We start from the raw sequence: 15,986 nt of genomic DNA, 5'->3' as shown, positions 1-15,986 counted from the left end.
GTATGGTGAGCGGACACTTACCTGTCAAGGAGGCGACGAGTGACCACCCGCGATCGGATCTTGGATGCCGCGGCGCACATCATGCGTCACGACGGGATCGCGCGCGCTACCACCAAGGAGATCGCCCGCCGTGCGGGCTTCTCCGAAGCGACGCTGTACAAACATTTCGCTCACAAGACCGAGATATTCGTGGCCGTTCTGCACGAGCGTGCCCCCGGCTTCGCCGATGCTCTCGGAGCCCTGGGCGAGCGGGTGGGCCAGGGGACTGTGGCTGCGAATCTGCGTGATGTGACTCGTGCCGCGATGGCCTTCTACGACCAGGCGTTCATAATTGCCGTCGGTGTGTTCTCCGAGCGGCGGGTGCTAGAGGCCTTACGCGCTGATCTGTACCGGATGGGAGCCGGCCCAGAAGGAGTGAACCACACTGTGGCGGCCTATCTGCGTGCCGAGCAAGGCGTCGGACGTGTGCGCGCCGACGTTGACGCCGACGCCGCCGCTTCGTTGCTGATGGGCGCCTGCCTGCAACGGGCGTTCTTCCGTCACTTCTACGACCGGGAGGCGGAAGAGCCCGAGGCAAAAGCCACGGAGTTCGTGCGAGTGGTGATCGGTGGCATCGAGACGGCTCAGTAGTGGCATGAGGAGTTCGAAAACGGACACCATCCGCGCCACGCCGAGGCAGGTCACGGGTCTCGGCGGCAGAAACCATCTACAGTGGCTGGGTGGAAGACATCGACAGACAGATCGTGTCGCTGCTGCTGAACGACGGCAGAATGAGCTACACGGACCTCGGCAAGGCCACCGGGCTGTCAACGTCGGCGGTGCATCAGCGAGTCCGCCGGCTCGAAGAGCGTGGTGTCATCCGCGGTTATGCGGCCGTCGTGGACCACGAGGCGCTCGGGCTGCCGCTCACCGCTTTCATCTCGATCAAGCCGATCGATCCGAGCCAGCCTGATGACTCTCCGGATCGGCTGTCCGGCATCGCCGAGATCGAGGCGTGCCACTCGGTGGCTGGTGACGAGAACTACATGCTCAAGGTCCGGGTGGCCCGGCCGAGCGCGCTCGAGGACCTGCTCGCGCGGATCCGCTCGTCGGCAAATGTCTCCACCCGAACCATGATCGTGCTCTCCACTCCATACGAGAACCGTCCGACGATCCGCTGATACCGGCGCTGCCCGGGCAGAGCGTCGACAGTCAGGCCGGCGAGCCGGCCCTCAGATCATGACGACGCGTCGTCCTGTCACGCGGTAGCCGCATCGGTCGAACGCTGCGAGCATCGGTGTATTGGCAGCGTCGGTCTGGTCGTTGACGACGGGCTCGTCCTCGGCATCGAACTGATGGAGTGCCTCGCTGATGAGGTCATCGACATAACCGCGGCCGCGATGCTCCGGCACCACTCCGAGGTACCCGATCGTGGCAGAGGAGGGATTACGGGTCGGCATCACAACCCCGACGATCTCATTCGACCGGGTCATCGCAAGCCGCCAGCGGCTGGAGCCACCGGGCATCGACGCGACTTCGTCCATGATCGCCTGAGCGGCTGTTTCGGGACCGCCCTCGGCGATCTGGCGTTGATCCTCCACGTCCAGACTGTGTTCACAGACCCGGGCCAGCGTCGTCAGGAGTTGCTGACGATCCGTGACGGGAGCGAAGTTGAGCCGGCCGGATCGGTTCGGGAGTCCTTGCCCGGCCACCCATCTGACGTTCACTCTCTCCCGGGAAAAGAACAGTCCGGCCTGCTCAGCGGCGTTGATCCGATCCATGGCGTCGGCGGTTGCTTCGGCACGTTCACGCCAATCGGCAGGCAGGAAGAGAAGATAGTCCGGCCGTCCACCATCGGGATGCGGCAACGACCAGTAGTCCGGTGTAGCCACAGCCGCGTACGCCGCCTGCAACAAGCGTGCGCCCACGTCTATGCGATCAGGACCGGTCCCCGGATCGAACCAGTCGAGACTGAAGGGATGCGGAACGCCGGGTGGGCCCCAGAACGCCGCCCTGGCGATCACGTCGCCACCATCGAGGGCGACCCATGTCCACTCGGGACGGTAGTCGCCGGCAGCGACGAATTCGTCGAAGGTGCGGCTTCGGGCGCCGACACCCGACGTGGGTGGCGTTGCGTAGCGGTTGAACAGGTCGAATTCGTCCGCTGCCAGCGGACGGTAAACAATGCTGACCATACGATGCTCCTTGGCGGAGTGGGCCTCCGCGCCCGAGCGAGCTACTAGTGCACCGCACTAGCCAAGGCGAGCGATGGAGGAACCGGACAGTGTGCGGCAAGACATGGTCCAGACCTCCTTTCGCTGCATGAAGTTCGGCTGATCAGAGAGACCCCCTGAACGCACGATTGCAAGAACCGTACGGATCGTCACTACCTGCGTCAAGGGATTTTCGCGACGTCGGATCAGGTGACGTCGGATTAAGTGAAGGCGGCCTCGCCGGTCAGGGCCTGGCCGATCACCAGCTGATGGATCTCGGACGTGCCCTCGTACGTCAGGACCGATTCGAGATTGTTGGCGTGGCGCAGCACCGGGTATTCGAGAGTGATGCCGCTGGCGGCAAGGATGGTCCGGCACTCGCGGGCAATGGCCAAGGCTTCGCGCACATTGTTGAGTTTGCCGAGGCTGACCTGCTGCGGGCTGAGCCGCTCGCCGTCCTTCAACCGGCCCAGATGCATCGCCAGCAGGAAACCCTTCTGCAACTCCAGCGCCATGTCGGCCAGCTTGGCCTGGGTCAGCTGGAACGAAGACAACGTCTTACCGAACACCTCGCGGCTGTTCGCGTACTCGAGTGTGGAATCGAGGCAGTCTCTCGCCGCGCCGATGGCTCCGAAGACGATCCCGAACCTGGCCTCGCTGAGACACGACAGCGGTCCGCGCAAACCCATGGCTTCCTGGAGCATCGCCTCGGCCGGCAGCCGTACTCCGTCCAGAACCAGCTCACTGGTGATCGAAGCGCGCAGCGAGAGTTTGCGGGAGATCTTCGGTGCGGAGAAGCCTTTCGTGCCTTTCGGCACCAGGAACCCGCGCACGCCGTCGTCGGTCTGCGCCCAGACGACGGCCACATCGGCCACGGTGCCATTGGTGATCCACATCTTGGTGCCGTCGAGTACCCAGTCGGTGCCGTCGCGGCGGGCCCGGGTCCGCATTCCGGCCGGATTGGATCCGTAGTCGGGCTCGGTCAGACCGAAGCACCCGATGAGCTCGCCGGCAGCCATACCGGGGAGCCATCGTTGTTTTTGTTCCTCGGAGCCGAACTTCCAGATGGCGAACATCGCGAGTGAACCTTGGACCGAGACCAAGCTGCGGATGCCGGAGTCACCCGCCTCGAGCTCCATGCAGGCGAGCCCGTACGAGACGGCATTGGTGCCCGCGCATCCGTAGCCTTCCAGATGCATGCCGAGCAGGCCGAGTTTGCCGGCATCACGAGCGAGCTGCCGGACAGCGTCCTCGGTGAGCTCATGCTCGTACCACTCCGCGACGTGGGGCCGGACTTGGTCGTCGACGAAGCGCCGCACCGTGTGCTGGATGGTGCGCTCGTCGTCGTCGAGCAGGTGGTCGACATCGAGCAACTCGAGTGGGCTCACACCGGTCATCTCACATCTCCTTCACGGCAAGCTTGAGCGCTGCCGTCTCGATATCTTCCTCACTCAGTAAGACGTGCCGGGCGGCCGGGCCGAGTGGCACGAAACTATCGCGGCTTGCCACTCGCGCGAGACGCCCGGTGAAGCCACTCTCCACCAGGGCGCTGAGCACCCCTTCACCGACCCCACCGGAATGCCGGGTCTCGTCGGCTACCAGCACCCGTCCGGTGGCGTGCGCCTCCCGGAGCAGATCCGTCACTGGCAACGGCGCCAGCCAGCGCAGATCGAGCACGCGGACGTGGACGCCCTGTGCGGCCAGGCGCTCGGCGACCCGGAGACTCATCGGCACACCGTTGCCGAAGGTGACGATGGTCAAATCGTGGCCGGAGCCGTGCACGCGTGCGCGGCCGATGGGGACGTGGTCGCCGGTGTCTTCTGCCAGCCACCTGCCGTCACCGTCGGTGTGGAGGTCGCGGGTGTGATAGAGCGCGATGGGCTCGAGGAAGGCGCTGACCGTGCCGTCGACGTCGGCCGCGGCCAGGCAGGTGCGGAACATTGACGCCGCGTCGTCGGCGCGGGACGGGCACGCCACCACCAAGCCCGGGATGTCTCGCAGTACCGCGGCTGCGTTGTCGTTGTGGAAATGGCCGCCGAAGCCGCGTTGATAGGCCAGCCCGGCGATACGTACGACCATCGGATTGCGGTATTGCGCCTGGGAGAAGAAGGAGAGCGTCGCCGCCTCACCGCGGAGCTGATCTTCGGCATTGTGCAGATAGGCCAGGTATTGGATCTCCGGCACCGGCAGCAGCCCGGCCAGGCCAGCTCCGAGACCGAGCCCCAGGATGGACTGCTCGTCGAGTAACGTGTCGAACACCCGGGCCGCGCCGAAGTGTCGCTGTAGCCCGCGGGTGACGCCGTAGACGCCGCCTTTGCGGCCCACGTCCTCGCCGAACACAACCACCCGCCGGTCGTGACCGAGAGCGTCGGCGAGCGTCTGGTTGATCGCCTCGGCCAGCGTGGCCGGTTTGGTGGGGGAGACGGTTATCGCCGCCGCCGCGGCGGCAACCCGTTCTGGGTGACGTGGCGCCAGCGGCGCCATCACCTGGGCGGCCGATTCGAGCGGCCGGACATCCCCGAGTTCGGCCACCACGGCGTCGATGCCGGCACGGATCCCGCGGTAGCGCTCGACGAGTTCCTCAGGGGTCGCCCCGCCGGACTGTGTCAGCGCGCGGGCGGTGCCAAGGATCGGGTCCCGGGCATAGCCGGCCGCGATCTCGCTGTGTGTGCGGTAGCTGATCTCGGCGTCGCTGCCAGCGTGACCGCCGAACCGGACGGTGCGCAGGTGCAGGAAGGCTGGCCGCTGCCGCGAGCGCACATAGGCGGCCGCGGCCTGAACGGTGTCGAGTACGCCGACGGTGTCCGCTCCGTCGGCGGTGAAATACTCCAGACCAGGCCGCGAGCCGTACGCGGACCGGATCCAGCCCTCGGGCGTGGGCACGGAGATGCCCAGGCCGTTGTCTTCACACACCAGGAGCAACGGCATCGGCAGGCCGCGGTAGGCGGTGTTGACAGCGGCGTTGATGGCGCCCGCCGCGGTGGAATGGTTCGCCGAGGCGTCGCCGAACGAACACACCACGACCGAGTCGGCCGGCCAGGCCGGATCCGCGCCGTCAGCCGCCCGGCTGGTGCCGAGCCGCTTGGCGCGATGCAGCGACATCGCCAGGCCGACGGCGCGCGGCAGGTGAGAGGCGATGGTGGACGTCTGCGGGATGATCGACAGGGACGCGTGGCCGAACACCTTGTGCCGCCCGCCGGCGATGGGCTCGTCTGCCGAACACATCAGGCCTTGGAGAATGTCGCGGACCGGGGTGCTCCCGCTGACCTTCGCAGCACGCGCTACATAGAAGGCCCCGGAGCGGTAGTGAAGTAGCGCGGGGTCGGTCGGTCGAAGCGCGTCGGCGACCGCAGCGTTGCTCTCGTGCCCGGAAGAACCGATCGTGTAATACGCGCGCCCGGCCGACTGCAGCTCCCTGGCGACGGCGTCGAGGTGGCGGCTGGTGACCTGAGCGTCGAAGACCCGCCACAGGACGTCCCGGTCCGCCTCGACCGGAGGCGACGTCACGCTCAGACGCCCAATAGCGTCGATCAGCGCCGCCTCCGGCGTAGTGGCCATGCCGGGCCCTGGTGCCTCAGTCACTGTCCGGCGTCGAGCCGGAACTCGGTGTCCGGCACGAGTTCGGTGACATCCATCTGGGCCTTTTGCAGCTTGCCGGAATAGTCCCAGTTCATGGACTGCCAGCGAGTGAATTGATCGAGCACCCACATGCCGGACTGGCGCGAGCCGTTGCCGGACTTTCCGTTGCCACCGAACGGCAGATGTGCTTCCGCACCGGACGTGGAGTTGTTGATGCTCACCATCCCAGCGCTGGTACGGCTGCGGAAGGCGAAGGCGTCGGCCGGGTTGGACGTGTAGATCGAGGCCGACAAGCCATAACCGGGGGCGTTGGACAGCTCTATGGCTTCGTCGAAATGGCTGTAGGTGGTCACGCCCACGATCGGCCCGAAGGTCTCGTGGTCGAAGATCTGGTCACCCGGGCGTACGCCGTCGACGATGACGGGGTGGTAGTACAGGCCGTCGGCGGGGTCGCCGGCGAAGCCTTCGCGTGGATTGTCAGCGTTGATCCGGCCGGTGCGACCGATGACGGTGTGGTGCGGCTGAATCCACTCGAGGAAGGACTCGTAGCGTTCGGCGAACTTCTGGTCCAGCAGCGGGCCCATGAGAACCTCGCCGCTCGGGTCACCGACGGTAGCCGCTGCCGTGGCGGCTGCGAACCGCTCGATGAACTCGGCATGCCGCGTCTCGTGGACGATGACCGTGCCGAGTGACGTACACCGCTGGCCAGCGGTGCCGAACCCGGAGAACAGCGCGCCCTCGACGGCGAGGTCGAGATCCGCGCTGGGCGTCACCAGAAGCGGGTTCTTGCCGCCGAGTTCCAGGCACGCGTTTTGCAGGTGACGACCAGTGAGCGCGCCGATTTCGCGGCCGACCTCGGGGGAGCCGGTGAAGCCCACTTTGTCGATGGTGCCGGCCTCCAGGGCAGCCTCGAGCCCTGAGAACGTGGCCGGGCCATCGGCATGCACGACGTTGAACACGCCCGGCGGCAGCCCGCCACCGCGGACGAATATGTCGTGAAAGGCCGCGGAAACGGCGGCCGAGTACTCCGCCGGCTTCCACACCACCGTGTTGCCGCAGAGCAGCGCCGGGACGATGTACCAGGATGGAACCGCGACCGGGAAGTTCCCCGCGGTGATGATGGCGACTGTGCCGACTGGATTGCGGAACGTGAACAACTGCTTGTCCGGCATCTCGCTCGGCACGGTCTGACCATAGAGCCGGCGGCCTTCACCGAGGAAGAAGTCGCAGGTGTCGACGATCTCGCGGACCTCGCCGAGGGCTTCGGCGTATGGCTTGCCGATGTCGCGGGTGACGAGCGCCGCGAGTTCGTGCATGTTCGCCTCGACCAGACGGCCGATATGCGCGATAGCCCGGCCGCGAATGGGCGCAGGGACGGCGGCCCAAGCGGTCTGGGCCCGTTTGGCCGATGCGGCGGCGTCGATGAACGTGGTGGCTTCCGCAAGCGAGACTTCGGCCACGACGTCGTCGAGACGTGCCGGATTGCGGCTGGCGACCGTACGGGCGCCTTCGACGGCCTTGCCGTCGACGACGGAGGTCACGAGCTTGTGAGGCATGGTACGAGTTCCTCTCATGAAGTCTGGCGGATAACAGCCCGGGTGAATGCGGCCACCGCGTGATCGATCTCATCATGAGACACCGACAAGGCGGGACGGAAGCGAATCGCATGTTGTCCGCTCGGCAGCGCGATCACGTGTTCTGCCTCGCGAAGGTCTGCGAGTACAGCGTCGCGTAGCGCGCCGTCGCGTAGATCCGCGGCGACCATCAGGCCGCGGCCGCGGATGTTGGACACCGAGCCGGGCGGGGTGTCGTCAGCCGCCGAGCGCAGCCTGGAAAGAAGGTGCTCGCCCTTGGGCTTCGCCGCCTGGATCAAACCGTCACGTTCGATGATCTCGAGAATGCGCCTTGATCGGACCATGTCGACCAGGCCGCCGCCCCAGGTGGAGTTGATCCGGCCCGACACCGCGAAGACGTTCTCCGGTACCTCGTCGATGCGGCCACCCGCCATGATCCCGCCAACCTGGACCTTCTTCGAGAAGGCGACGATGTCGGGGGAGAGGCCGAGTTGCTGGTACGCCCATGGGGTTCCGGTGGTTCCAGCACCGGTCTGAACCTCGTCGACGACGAAAAGTGCGTCGTGCTCATGGGCCAGGTCCTGCATGGCACGGAGGAATTCCGGGCGCATGTGGTTGTCGCCGCCCTCGCCCTGAATCGGCTCGCAGATGAACGCGGCGATATCGTGGGGGTGGGCGGCGAAGGCGTCCCGGGCCTGCTGCAACGCTCGCTGCTCGGCGGCGATGACCTCGTCGAGATGGTCCTGGAGCGGGAACCGGATGGCCGGCACGTCAACGCGCGGCCAGTCGAACTTCGGGTACCGGTCGGTTTTATTCGGCTCGGTGTTGGTCAGCGACATCGTGTACCCGCTGCGGCCGTGGAACGCGCGGGTCAGGTGCAGGACGCGGCTGCCGAGCGCGGGATCGCGGCCGGCGGACTCGTTGAGACGGCTCTTCCAGTCGAAGGCGGCCTTGAGGGCGTTCTCGACGGCGAGGGCACCGCCTTCGACGAAAAACAGGTGGGGGAGCGCGGGATCCCCGAGCACCCGGGCGAAGGTACTGGTGAACTCCGCGAAATGCGTCGAGTAGATGTCGGAGTTGGCCGGCTTGTTCGCGGCGATCTCCGCGAGCACGGCCATGAACTCGGGATCGTCAACGATACCCGGCGGATTGCAGCCGAGCGGAGCAGACGCGAAGAACGTGTACATGTCGAGATAGCGGCTGCCATCGCGCGCGTCCACCAGCCAACTTCCGTGACTCGCCTTGGTGTCGAGCACGAGCTTGAAGCCATCGGTGAGTACATGCTCGCTCAGCACAGCGTGGACCTTGTCGGCTGAGATGCTCAGCTGCACAGCCATTCACGACCTCCTCGTGTCGAGACCAAAGGCCTAAGAAAAACGGGAAGATTTGCCACGATCACGTATGGAGACCGCAAGTCTTACGGTACCAGCCAATAATGTCCTGAAGACATAGTGGTCCGGGTGGGTCTTTGTTGCAGGATTTGGCGTCCAGGTGACGCCGCCCAACGGGTGGTTGCGAGTCGCGTTGGCACCCGTGAGGTGGGGGAGGTCCGTCGGTGCGGGGGCGTGGCCGTTGGACTGGTTGTGGGACTGGAGTGGGACTGGTCGTGTGGCTGGTTCGCGAGGCTGGTTCGCGAGGCTGGTTCGCGAGGCTGGTTGTCGGACTGTGTGGGGCTGGCGCGGAACTGGCGCGGAACTGAGCGAGCCTGGGGGCCGGGCGGGCCGTTGGGTGGTCGCTGCGAGGCAGGCGCTATGAGACGGAGAGCCGGTGCCGGCGTCCGGATTGCGGAGTAGAACCCGAGCGCGCCAGGAATGGAATCCGGTGGAATCGGTGATGGAGTTGACTGGCTTCTGGCCGGATCCTTGGCAAGCCCATGTATCTGGAAGGAACCCACCGTTGACCAACAGGGAACGCGACCGTCGCGGCCAACTTCGATACCGAGAACGTCTCGTGAATCGGTTCAGCCGTTCGGTTCGTGCAGTTCTTGGTATCGAAGGCAGGTCTACGCCGTGATTAGACCCGCCGTCGGTGGGTCCATTGGGGGCAATAGGGAATGTGACTGTGGATCAAGAAGAAATTCGCTCACGCCCGGAGCAGTGCGTCGCTGAGGCCCGACCTGCTGAGTTCTCCTTGCTGATCGTTCATCCGGACGCGCCCGGTTCTCACGCCTTGTTGACCGTCAGGGCGGATGGCGCTCACCCCGAGTCAGCAGATGCTGAGTTACGAATGCTGGGTTGCGGGCCCTGAGATATGGGCGCTGAGTTGTGGGCGCTGGGTAACTGCCTCGGCGCTCCTGGTTTCAGAAAGGCGGGACGATCTTGACTGTCCGCATGACTCCGGTTGAATAACGTGTTCAAATACTGCAACTATTCCGGTGAATGGTGCATGACGAGCCAGATCAAATGAATTATTCCATGATCGATTCTCTGGTCCGGTAGATCGTTGACCTGCGCAGATGCTGTGTTTGCCCAGGTCGGCAAGTGGTTGACATGTGCGACGTCCTGGAGCAGAGTCGCAGGAAGTCCACCAGCGGACGAACCGCCAAGGGGAGATGTCTCGGGTAAGCAGCGTGACCGGGGCCGAGGCGCCGATCGATTATGTCGTAGCGCCTCAGGAACCAGGCCTACGCTTGCGCGGCGGGGCCCGGGCACGTCACCCGCGGCGGCACGGGGTGAGACCAGGTCGGGCCCGGCCGTCCAGTAGACAACGGGTCGCGTGCCGCATCCGGCGGCAGCGCGACTCGGTCCGAAGGGCGGCTGGGCCGCGTCCCTCTCGCGCTGGATCTTTCTATGCCGAGTCTGAGGGCGCAGCTCTGTGCCCGGGCACCTAGAGCCTTTCCGGGACGTTGTACCGTCACGGAGGAGTCTGTTGCGTGCCAGCTGGTCTATGGCGCCGGATACGGCAACCGGCTCGTCCCCAACGCATCCGGGGTAGTGACAAACCGGGCGCGTGCAGTGATCACAGCTGGTGGATGGAGCTCATCACGTGAGTGTCAGTGCGGTTGGCAAGGCCATCGGCGGACGGACCCTGGCGCGCGTCATAGGCGCGATTCTTGCCGGTCTCTTGCTGGCCTTCGCCTTCCAACCCTTCGACCTGTGGTTCCTCGCTGTCCTGGCCCCGGGGTTGCTCGCCCTTCTAGTGCGCGAACAGAGCCTCAAGCTGTCGATGCTCAGCGGCTTCGTGTTCGGTCTGGCTTTCTTCCTTCCGCTGATGTGGTGGACCGGCCTAGAGGTCGGTCCGGTGCCTTGGATTCTGCTCGCACTTCTTCAGGCGGCGTTCTTCGTCCCGCTCGGCATCGGTTTCACCCTGGTGCAGCGGCTCCCGGCCTGGCCGCTGTGGATCGCCGCCGTGTGGGTGGCTGTGGAGGCATTGCGCGGCCGGGTTCCGTGGGGCGGGTTGACGTGGGGCAAGCTCGCGTTCGCCCAAGTGGACGCCCCCTTCCTGGGCTTGGGTGCCCTCGGGGGGACGCCGCTGGTCTCGTTCGCGGTGGCACTCACCGGCGGCCTGCTCGCATGGATCGTCGTCAACCGGAACATGCGAATGCGGGTGGCCGCGGGGCTGGCCGCGGGTGGGTTGACCATGGCCGGCCTGCTGGTCTCGCCGCCGGCCGCCGACGGCGAGACGGTCACGATTGCCACGGTGCAGGGCAACGTTCCGGTGATGGGGCTGGACTTCAACTCGCGGGCCCGGGTGGTGACCAACAACCATGTGGAGGTCACCGAGCGGCTGGCCGCGGACGTCGCATCTGGTGAGGTCGAGCAACCGGATATCGTGGTGTGGCCGGAGAACTCCTCGGATATGAACCCCTACCGCGACCAGCAGACGTACGACAACATCCAGCACGCGGTCGACACCATCGGTGTGCCGGTCTTCGTCAACGTCCGGGTTCCGACTGAGGACGAGCAGAATGTCGAGAACACCGCCGTCCTCTGGCACCCGGAGACAGGGCCGGCCGAGAGCTACATCAAGCGGCATCCGATGCCGTTCGGCGAGTACATTCCGATGCGCAACATCGCCCGGATGATCACTGACGCGGTAGACCGTCAGCCGCGCGACTTCGTGTCCGGTGACGAGGCCGGGATCTTCGATACCGCAGCCGGCTCCATCGGGATGGCCATCTGTTTCGAGGTGGGCTTCGACGCGATCGTCCGGGACGCGGTGGTTGAGGGTGGTCAGGTGCTGGCGGTGCAGACCAACAACGCGACGTTCCGCGACTCACCCATGACCGAACAACACCTGGCTATGTCCAGATTTCGCGCGGTCGAGCACGGGCGCACGGTGATCGTGTCCGCCCTGGCCGGAGTGAGTGCCGTCGTGGCACCGGACGGCGAGGTACTGCAGCGTGCCGAGTTGTTCACGCAGGACGTTCTGGTGGCGGAGGTGCCGCTTTCCGATGCTCGGACCGTCGCGACGGCCGTCGGAACCTGGCCAGAGTGGATCATCGTGGCTCTGGCGCTAGGGGCTCTGGGCGGGCTGGGCCTCACGACGCTCCGACGGGGGAGGGCGGTTGATGCCGCCCCGGCCGAAAAGACCGATATGGTACCAGCTGGGATGTCATCGGAAGCTGGGAGCAGGATGTGACGGAAGAGGCCCCGGGCTCGGTTGACTCTCCGGGTCGACCGGGCGACCGGACACTTGTGATCATCCCTACCTACAACGAAGTTCTGACCATCGAGAACGCGATCGAACGGCTGCACGCATCCGTGCCGGCAGCGCATGTGCTCGTGGTCGACGACGGCTCACCCGACGGCACCGGCGCTCTCGCTGACCAAATAAGCAGACGTGACCAGCGGGTTCATGTCCTTCATCGTCCGGGCAAGGGTGGCCTGGGCGCGGCGTATGTCGCCGGGTTCGGCTGGGCGCTCGACCACGGGTACGACATTGTGGTGGAGATGGACGCCGACGGGTCACATCAGCCGTCGGAACTGCCCAGACTGCTGGCCGCCATACCCGAAGCGGACCTGGTTCTGGGCTCGCGTTACGTGCCGGGCGGCAGCGTGGTCAACTGGCCCAAGCACCGCGAGTGGCTCTCTCGCGCGGGCAACACCTATACCCGCATCTTGCTCGGTATCCGGCTCCGCGACGCGACTGGGGGATACCGGGCATTTCGTTCCTCTGCGCTTCGAACCATCGACGTCGGACAGGTACGCTCACAGGGGTACTGCTTCCAGGTCGACATAGCCTGGAGAGTAGTGCGCGCTGGCCTGAGGGTCGCGGAGGTTCCCATCACGTTCGTCGAGCGCGAGCACGGCGAGTCGAAAATGGGGGCGGCGATCGTGCGTGAAGCGCTCGTACGGGTGACTCGCTGGGGGCTCGAGCACCGGGCCAGCCAGCTGATGAGCATGCTGAGGCCACGACAACCGACCGGGAGGCGAGAACATGAGCCAAGTTAACGCGGGCCGTACACGACGGTTGCGGCTCAGTGCGTTCGCGCCGTTCATCGGTGGCGTGGTGGAGATCGCCGTCTTCGTGATGGTGGCCAACTGGATCGGCTTCGGCTGGGCCATCCTGCTCGCGCTTTCGACGAGTGTGATCGGACTGTGGCTGATGCGTAGAGCCGGGTTCACTGCCTGGCGTTCATTGCGCGCGGCCGCGGCCGAGGCTGCCATGACGGCCAACCCTGAACTGCGAAATCCGGGGATGGTGACAGAGCCCACTCCACAGGAGAAGATCGCCGACGCCGGGGTCACCCTGCTGGCCGGCACCGTGCTGGTCTTTCCGGGTTTCGTGACCGATGCCGCGGCTCTGCTGTTGTTGCTGCCGCCAGTGCGTAAAAACGTGGGCCGCCGCCTGGCGGCGGCGGCCCTGAGGACCTTCCCGACCCCTCCGATGCCCGGGCAGCGGCCACGTGGACGATCGGACGTGATCGAGGGCGAAGTGGTCAACGATCAGTTCCGGGACAATTACTCGACTGACCCTGAGGAACGTGATAGTTGATCGCCCGATGAGCGCGATTTGTCAGGCGCTCTTCTTCCGGTCGCGGACGTTGGCGGCTAGGTGAGCGGTTCCGGGAAGCAGGCCTGCTCGCAAGAGTTCAAGGCGCTCGTCGAGCAGTGCCTCGAGGTCTTCGATGGACCGCCGCTCGAGCAGCATGTCCCAGTGCGTCCGAGCCGGCTTCATCGGCTTTTCTTCGGGCCGCTCACTCGCCTGACGCAGTGCCTCCGCCCCGCAGCGCGGACAGTCCCAGAGGGCAGGTACCTCGGCCTCGGTGGAGAAGGTCACCTCAAAAAGGTGACCAAGCGAACAGCCATAGGCGATGACCTGACGTTCAGCGAACTCGACGCCGCGCTCGTCCTCGTAGCTCCTGGCACCGAGGCGAGAGCCACGTAGGGTAGAACGCTCAGACATGTAGAAACCCTTCCGGAGCGTAGAACGCCCCTGGACAACTCTGTCGTGTGATTAGACGGCATGAATGGAACGGATGAAGCCACGCCAGTGTTCCGGAAACGCGACGTCAACGCGAACCGAATCGAGTGACCCCGCTCACGTGATGCGCCGATCTTCAAACACATCGTGTCAACCACATCGTCGTGCTTACCCATATTACCGCGATGTATGTGCTGGGGCGACGGAAACAGACGACGTGAACAGCACTGGTGAGCGGGACTTCGTTTACTGCCTTCGGCGCTGGTTGAGGCAGTGTGCGCAGGGTGAACCGGCGGTTGTAGTGTGATCGCCCGGTATCGAAGGGGAGTGAACCACATTGACGGTCCGTGAGATCAGGTTGTACGGCGACCCGGTGCTGCGCACCGTAGCTGACGAGATCAAGGAATTCGGTGAGTTCAGCCACGCGCTGGCCCAAGACTTGCTCGACACCCTCGATCTTCCGGGCCGCGCGGGAGTGGCCGCGCCGCAGATCGGTGTGCCGGTCCGTGCCTTTTCCTACGGCGTGGAAGGCCAACGCGGTGTTGTCTTCAACCCGACGTTGGTGGAGACCTCCGGCGAACAGGACGGCGACGAAGGCTGCCTGTCGGTCCCCGGATTGTGGTACCCGACTCGGCGTGCGGCCTACGCGGCCGTGGAAGGCGTGGACGCCGACGGCGCTCCGGTGCGTGTCGAAGGCGGAGCGGAGCTGGCCCGCTGCCTGCAGCACGAGGTTGATCATCTCGACGGCATCGTGTATATCCACCGGCTGGAGGCCTCGACGCGGCGAGGAGCGATGAAAGCGATCCGGCGCAGCGCCTGGTTCGGCGACTGAGGACGTTCATGCTGCTGCCGACATTCGTGCGCCCGACGACGTTCATGCGGCCATGGACGTCGGGCCGCCGAGCCGGCCCACATGAGCGGCGGTGACGAGGTAGACGCCATGATTGGTGATGTCTGCCGCCGCCGTGGCGGTGCTGAAGGCATCGCGCCAGTCGAGGTCACCGGACGTGACCTCGGCAGCACCAGGGCGGCTGATGGCCAGCAGGACACTGTGTACGACGACAGCCTCTGAGAGTACCGTCAGCGAGTTCTGCAGTACCCGAACTCGCTCGGTGAGCGGCGGATCCGGCGGCACGTCGTCGACGAAGATCCCCATCTTCGCGAAGTTGTGGAAGTCGCCGACGAGGAAGTGCAAAGAGCGCTCCGGCAGAACACCGGCCCGACGGGCAGCGCCGAGGTGTGCACGGACGTCGTCGGTGGAGGGCAGATACAGGTTGATTGTCATGTGGTGATGCTCGGCCACCTGCCGTGTGGATAGCACCTTGCTGTCCACAGGCAAGGCGTGATAAGCGCTACCCCTCACCGATGATCATGAACATTAAGTGACCATATTGGTCACTTAATGTTCATGATCATCGGGTGGGCCAGGCGTTACGCGCGATGAGCACTTCGCGCAGTACGTCGGCCCGGTCGGTGACGATGCCGTCGACACCGAGGTCCAGGAGCCGGTGCATCTCCTCGGCGGTGTTGACGGTCCAGACGTGCACTTGACGGCCCGCCGTGTGGGCGTCGGAAACAACACGTGGCGTCACGAGCTGCAGCCCACCAGCCCGGCGGGGCATCTGAAGACAGTGGATCTCGCTGAGCCACCGGCGCGCCCTCGTGATCATGCCGGCCTTCGACGCGAAGTAGAAGCTAGTCGTCAGCGACCGCCCGGCGGACGTGGCCACCGCTTTGGAGAGGCCTCGGACCACTGCACGACGCCGGGCATCGGAAAACGAGGCGATACAGATGCGGTCGTGTGCGGCCGTCCGTTCGATGGCACGTACGGTGGGCGCGATCGCGGATGCGGCTTTGACGTCGATGTTCACTCTGAGTTCGGGCCAGGTGCCGAGGAGATCTTCCAGCGGCGGTATCGCCTCGACCCCGCCGATGCGGGCTTGGCGCACCGTGGACCACGGGAGCTGAGCAATCGCCCCGGTTCCGTCGGTGACCCGGTCCAGTGTGGCGTCGTGGAAGGCGACGAGCACGTCGTCTGCCGTGGCGTGGACGTCGGTCTCGACATATCGGTAGCCGAGGTCTACCGCCGCCGCGAAAGCGCGCATGCTGTTCTCGAATCCCTCGAGAGAGAAGCCACGATGAGCAAGCGCGATCGGGCCGGAGTTCTCGAAGTAGGGGTGCGGAGGTTGCGGACGCACGTTGACCACATACGACAGCCTATGACGCCCGCGCCTGACGAGGGCCAGTGTCATCCGCTCGCGCTTCCCGCTATCGT

At 65.4% G+C, this 15,986-nt stretch carries 14 protein-coding genes; 6 read left to right on the top strand and 8 right to left on the bottom strand.

Going from position 1 to position 15,986, the window contains the following annotated elements:
- Positions 1-39: 39 nt before the first annotated feature.
- Both F7O44_RS03245 and F7O44_RS31580 read left to right on the top strand, forming a co-directional pair.
- Positions 40-630: a TetR/AcrR family transcriptional regulator gene (locus tag F7O44_RS03245; RefSeq protein WP_222850997.1), complete on the top strand. Its 591-nt coding sequence runs from the start codon at positions 40-42 to the stop codon at positions 628-630.
- Between the two features lie 89 nt (positions 631-719).
- Complete coding sequence (locus F7O44_RS31580) at positions 720-1,160, top strand: AsnC family transcriptional regulator (protein ID WP_162448715.1); 441 nt, start codon at positions 720-722, stop codon at positions 1,158-1,160.
- A 51-nt stretch (positions 1,161-1,211) separates the two neighbouring features.
- On the opposite strand, the gene F7O44_RS03235 is transcribed toward F7O44_RS31580, so the two are convergent.
- The 5 genes from F7O44_RS03235 to lat all read right to left on the bottom strand — a co-directional run bounded on the left by F7O44_RS03235 (position 1,212) and on the right by lat (position 8,682).
- Complete coding sequence (locus tag F7O44_RS03235; RefSeq protein WP_162448714.1) at positions 1,212-2,174, bottom strand: GNAT family N-acetyltransferase; 963 nt, start codon at positions 2,172-2,174, stop codon at positions 1,212-1,214.
- A gap of 239 nt (positions 2,175-2,413) precedes the next feature.
- Positions 2,414-3,589 carry an acyl-CoA dehydrogenase family protein gene (locus F7O44_RS03230; RefSeq protein WP_162448713.1) on the bottom strand — a complete coding sequence of 392 codons (1,176 nt, stop codon included), beginning with the start codon at positions 3,587-3,589 and terminating at the stop codon, positions 2,414-2,416.
- A gap of 1 nt (position 3,590) precedes the next feature.
- The gene (locus tag F7O44_RS03225; protein WP_162448712.1) at positions 3,591-5,750 is read right to left on the bottom strand and encodes a thiamine pyrophosphate-dependent enzyme; all 2,160 of its coding nucleotides are present in this window, start codon (positions 5,748-5,750) and stop codon (positions 3,591-3,593) included.
- A gap of 20 nt (positions 5,751-5,770) precedes the next feature.
- Positions 5,771-7,327, bottom strand: coding sequence for an aldehyde dehydrogenase family protein (locus F7O44_RS03220; RefSeq protein WP_162448711.1), 1,557 nt, complete (start codon positions 7,325-7,327; stop codon positions 5,771-5,773).
- A gap of 14 nt (positions 7,328-7,341) precedes the next feature.
- On the bottom strand, positions 7,342-8,682 hold the full coding sequence (gene lat, locus F7O44_RS03215) for an L-lysine 6-transaminase (RefSeq protein WP_162448710.1): 1,341 nt from the start codon (positions 8,680-8,682) through the stop codon (positions 7,342-7,344).
- A 1,648-nt stretch (positions 8,683-10,330) separates the two neighbouring features.
- Here lat and lnt point away from each other — a divergent pair.
- Genes lnt through F7O44_RS03200 form a run of 3 tightly spaced genes read left to right on the top strand, consistent with a single transcriptional unit; the run spans position 10,331 to position 13,282 of the window.
- Entirely contained in the window at positions 10,331-11,926 is a 1,596-nt protein-coding gene (gene lnt, locus F7O44_RS03210) for an apolipoprotein N-acyltransferase (RefSeq protein WP_162448709.1), read from the top strand.
- Entirely contained in the window at positions 11,923-12,738 is an 816-nt protein-coding gene (locus F7O44_RS03205; protein ID WP_162448708.1) for a glycosyltransferase, read from the top strand. Before lnt ends, F7O44_RS03205 begins: the two co-directional genes overlap by 4 nt.
- Entirely contained in the window at positions 12,725-13,282 is a 558-nt protein-coding gene (locus F7O44_RS03200; protein WP_162448707.1) for an FxsA family protein, read from the top strand. Before F7O44_RS03205 ends, F7O44_RS03200 begins: the two co-directional genes overlap by 14 nt.
- Before the next feature lie 21 nt (positions 13,283-13,303).
- Here the strand turns inward: F7O44_RS03200 and F7O44_RS03195 are convergent, their stop codons facing one another.
- Entirely contained in the window at positions 13,304-13,693 is a 390-nt protein-coding gene (locus F7O44_RS03195; RefSeq protein ID WP_162448706.1) for an RNA polymerase-binding protein RbpA, read from the bottom strand.
- Positions 13,694-14,048: 355 nt separating this feature from the next.
- On the opposite strand from F7O44_RS03195, the gene F7O44_RS03190 reads away from it, so the two are divergent.
- The gene (locus F7O44_RS03190; RefSeq protein ID WP_162448705.1) at positions 14,049-14,543 is read left to right on the top strand and encodes a peptide deformylase; all 495 of its coding nucleotides are present in this window, start codon (positions 14,049-14,051) and stop codon (positions 14,541-14,543) included.
- A 42-nt stretch (positions 14,544-14,585) separates the two neighbouring features.
- Here the strand turns inward: F7O44_RS03190 and F7O44_RS03185 are convergent, their stop codons facing one another.
- Together F7O44_RS03185 and F7O44_RS03180 are read right to left on the bottom strand one after the other, a co-directional pair.
- Positions 14,586-14,996 (bottom strand): hypothetical protein, encoded by a 411-nt coding sequence (locus F7O44_RS03185; RefSeq protein WP_162448704.1) that lies wholly within the window; start codon positions 14,994-14,996, stop codon positions 14,586-14,588.
- Between the two features lie 127 nt (positions 14,997-15,123).
- A complete protein-coding gene (locus F7O44_RS03180; protein ID WP_222850996.1) occupies positions 15,124-15,918 on the bottom strand; it encodes a glycerophosphodiester phosphodiesterase family protein in 795 nt (264 codons plus the stop codon).
- Between the last annotated feature and the right edge of the window lie 68 nt (positions 15,919-15,986).

The sequence above is a fragment of the Phytoactinopolyspora mesophila genome, assembly GCF_010122465.1.
GTDB lineage: Bacteria > Actinomycetota > Actinomycetes > Jiangellales > Jiangellaceae > Phytoactinopolyspora > Phytoactinopolyspora mesophila.
Note: the sequence above shows the minus strand (reverse complement) of the source record. Positions and strands in the feature narration are given on the sequence as shown.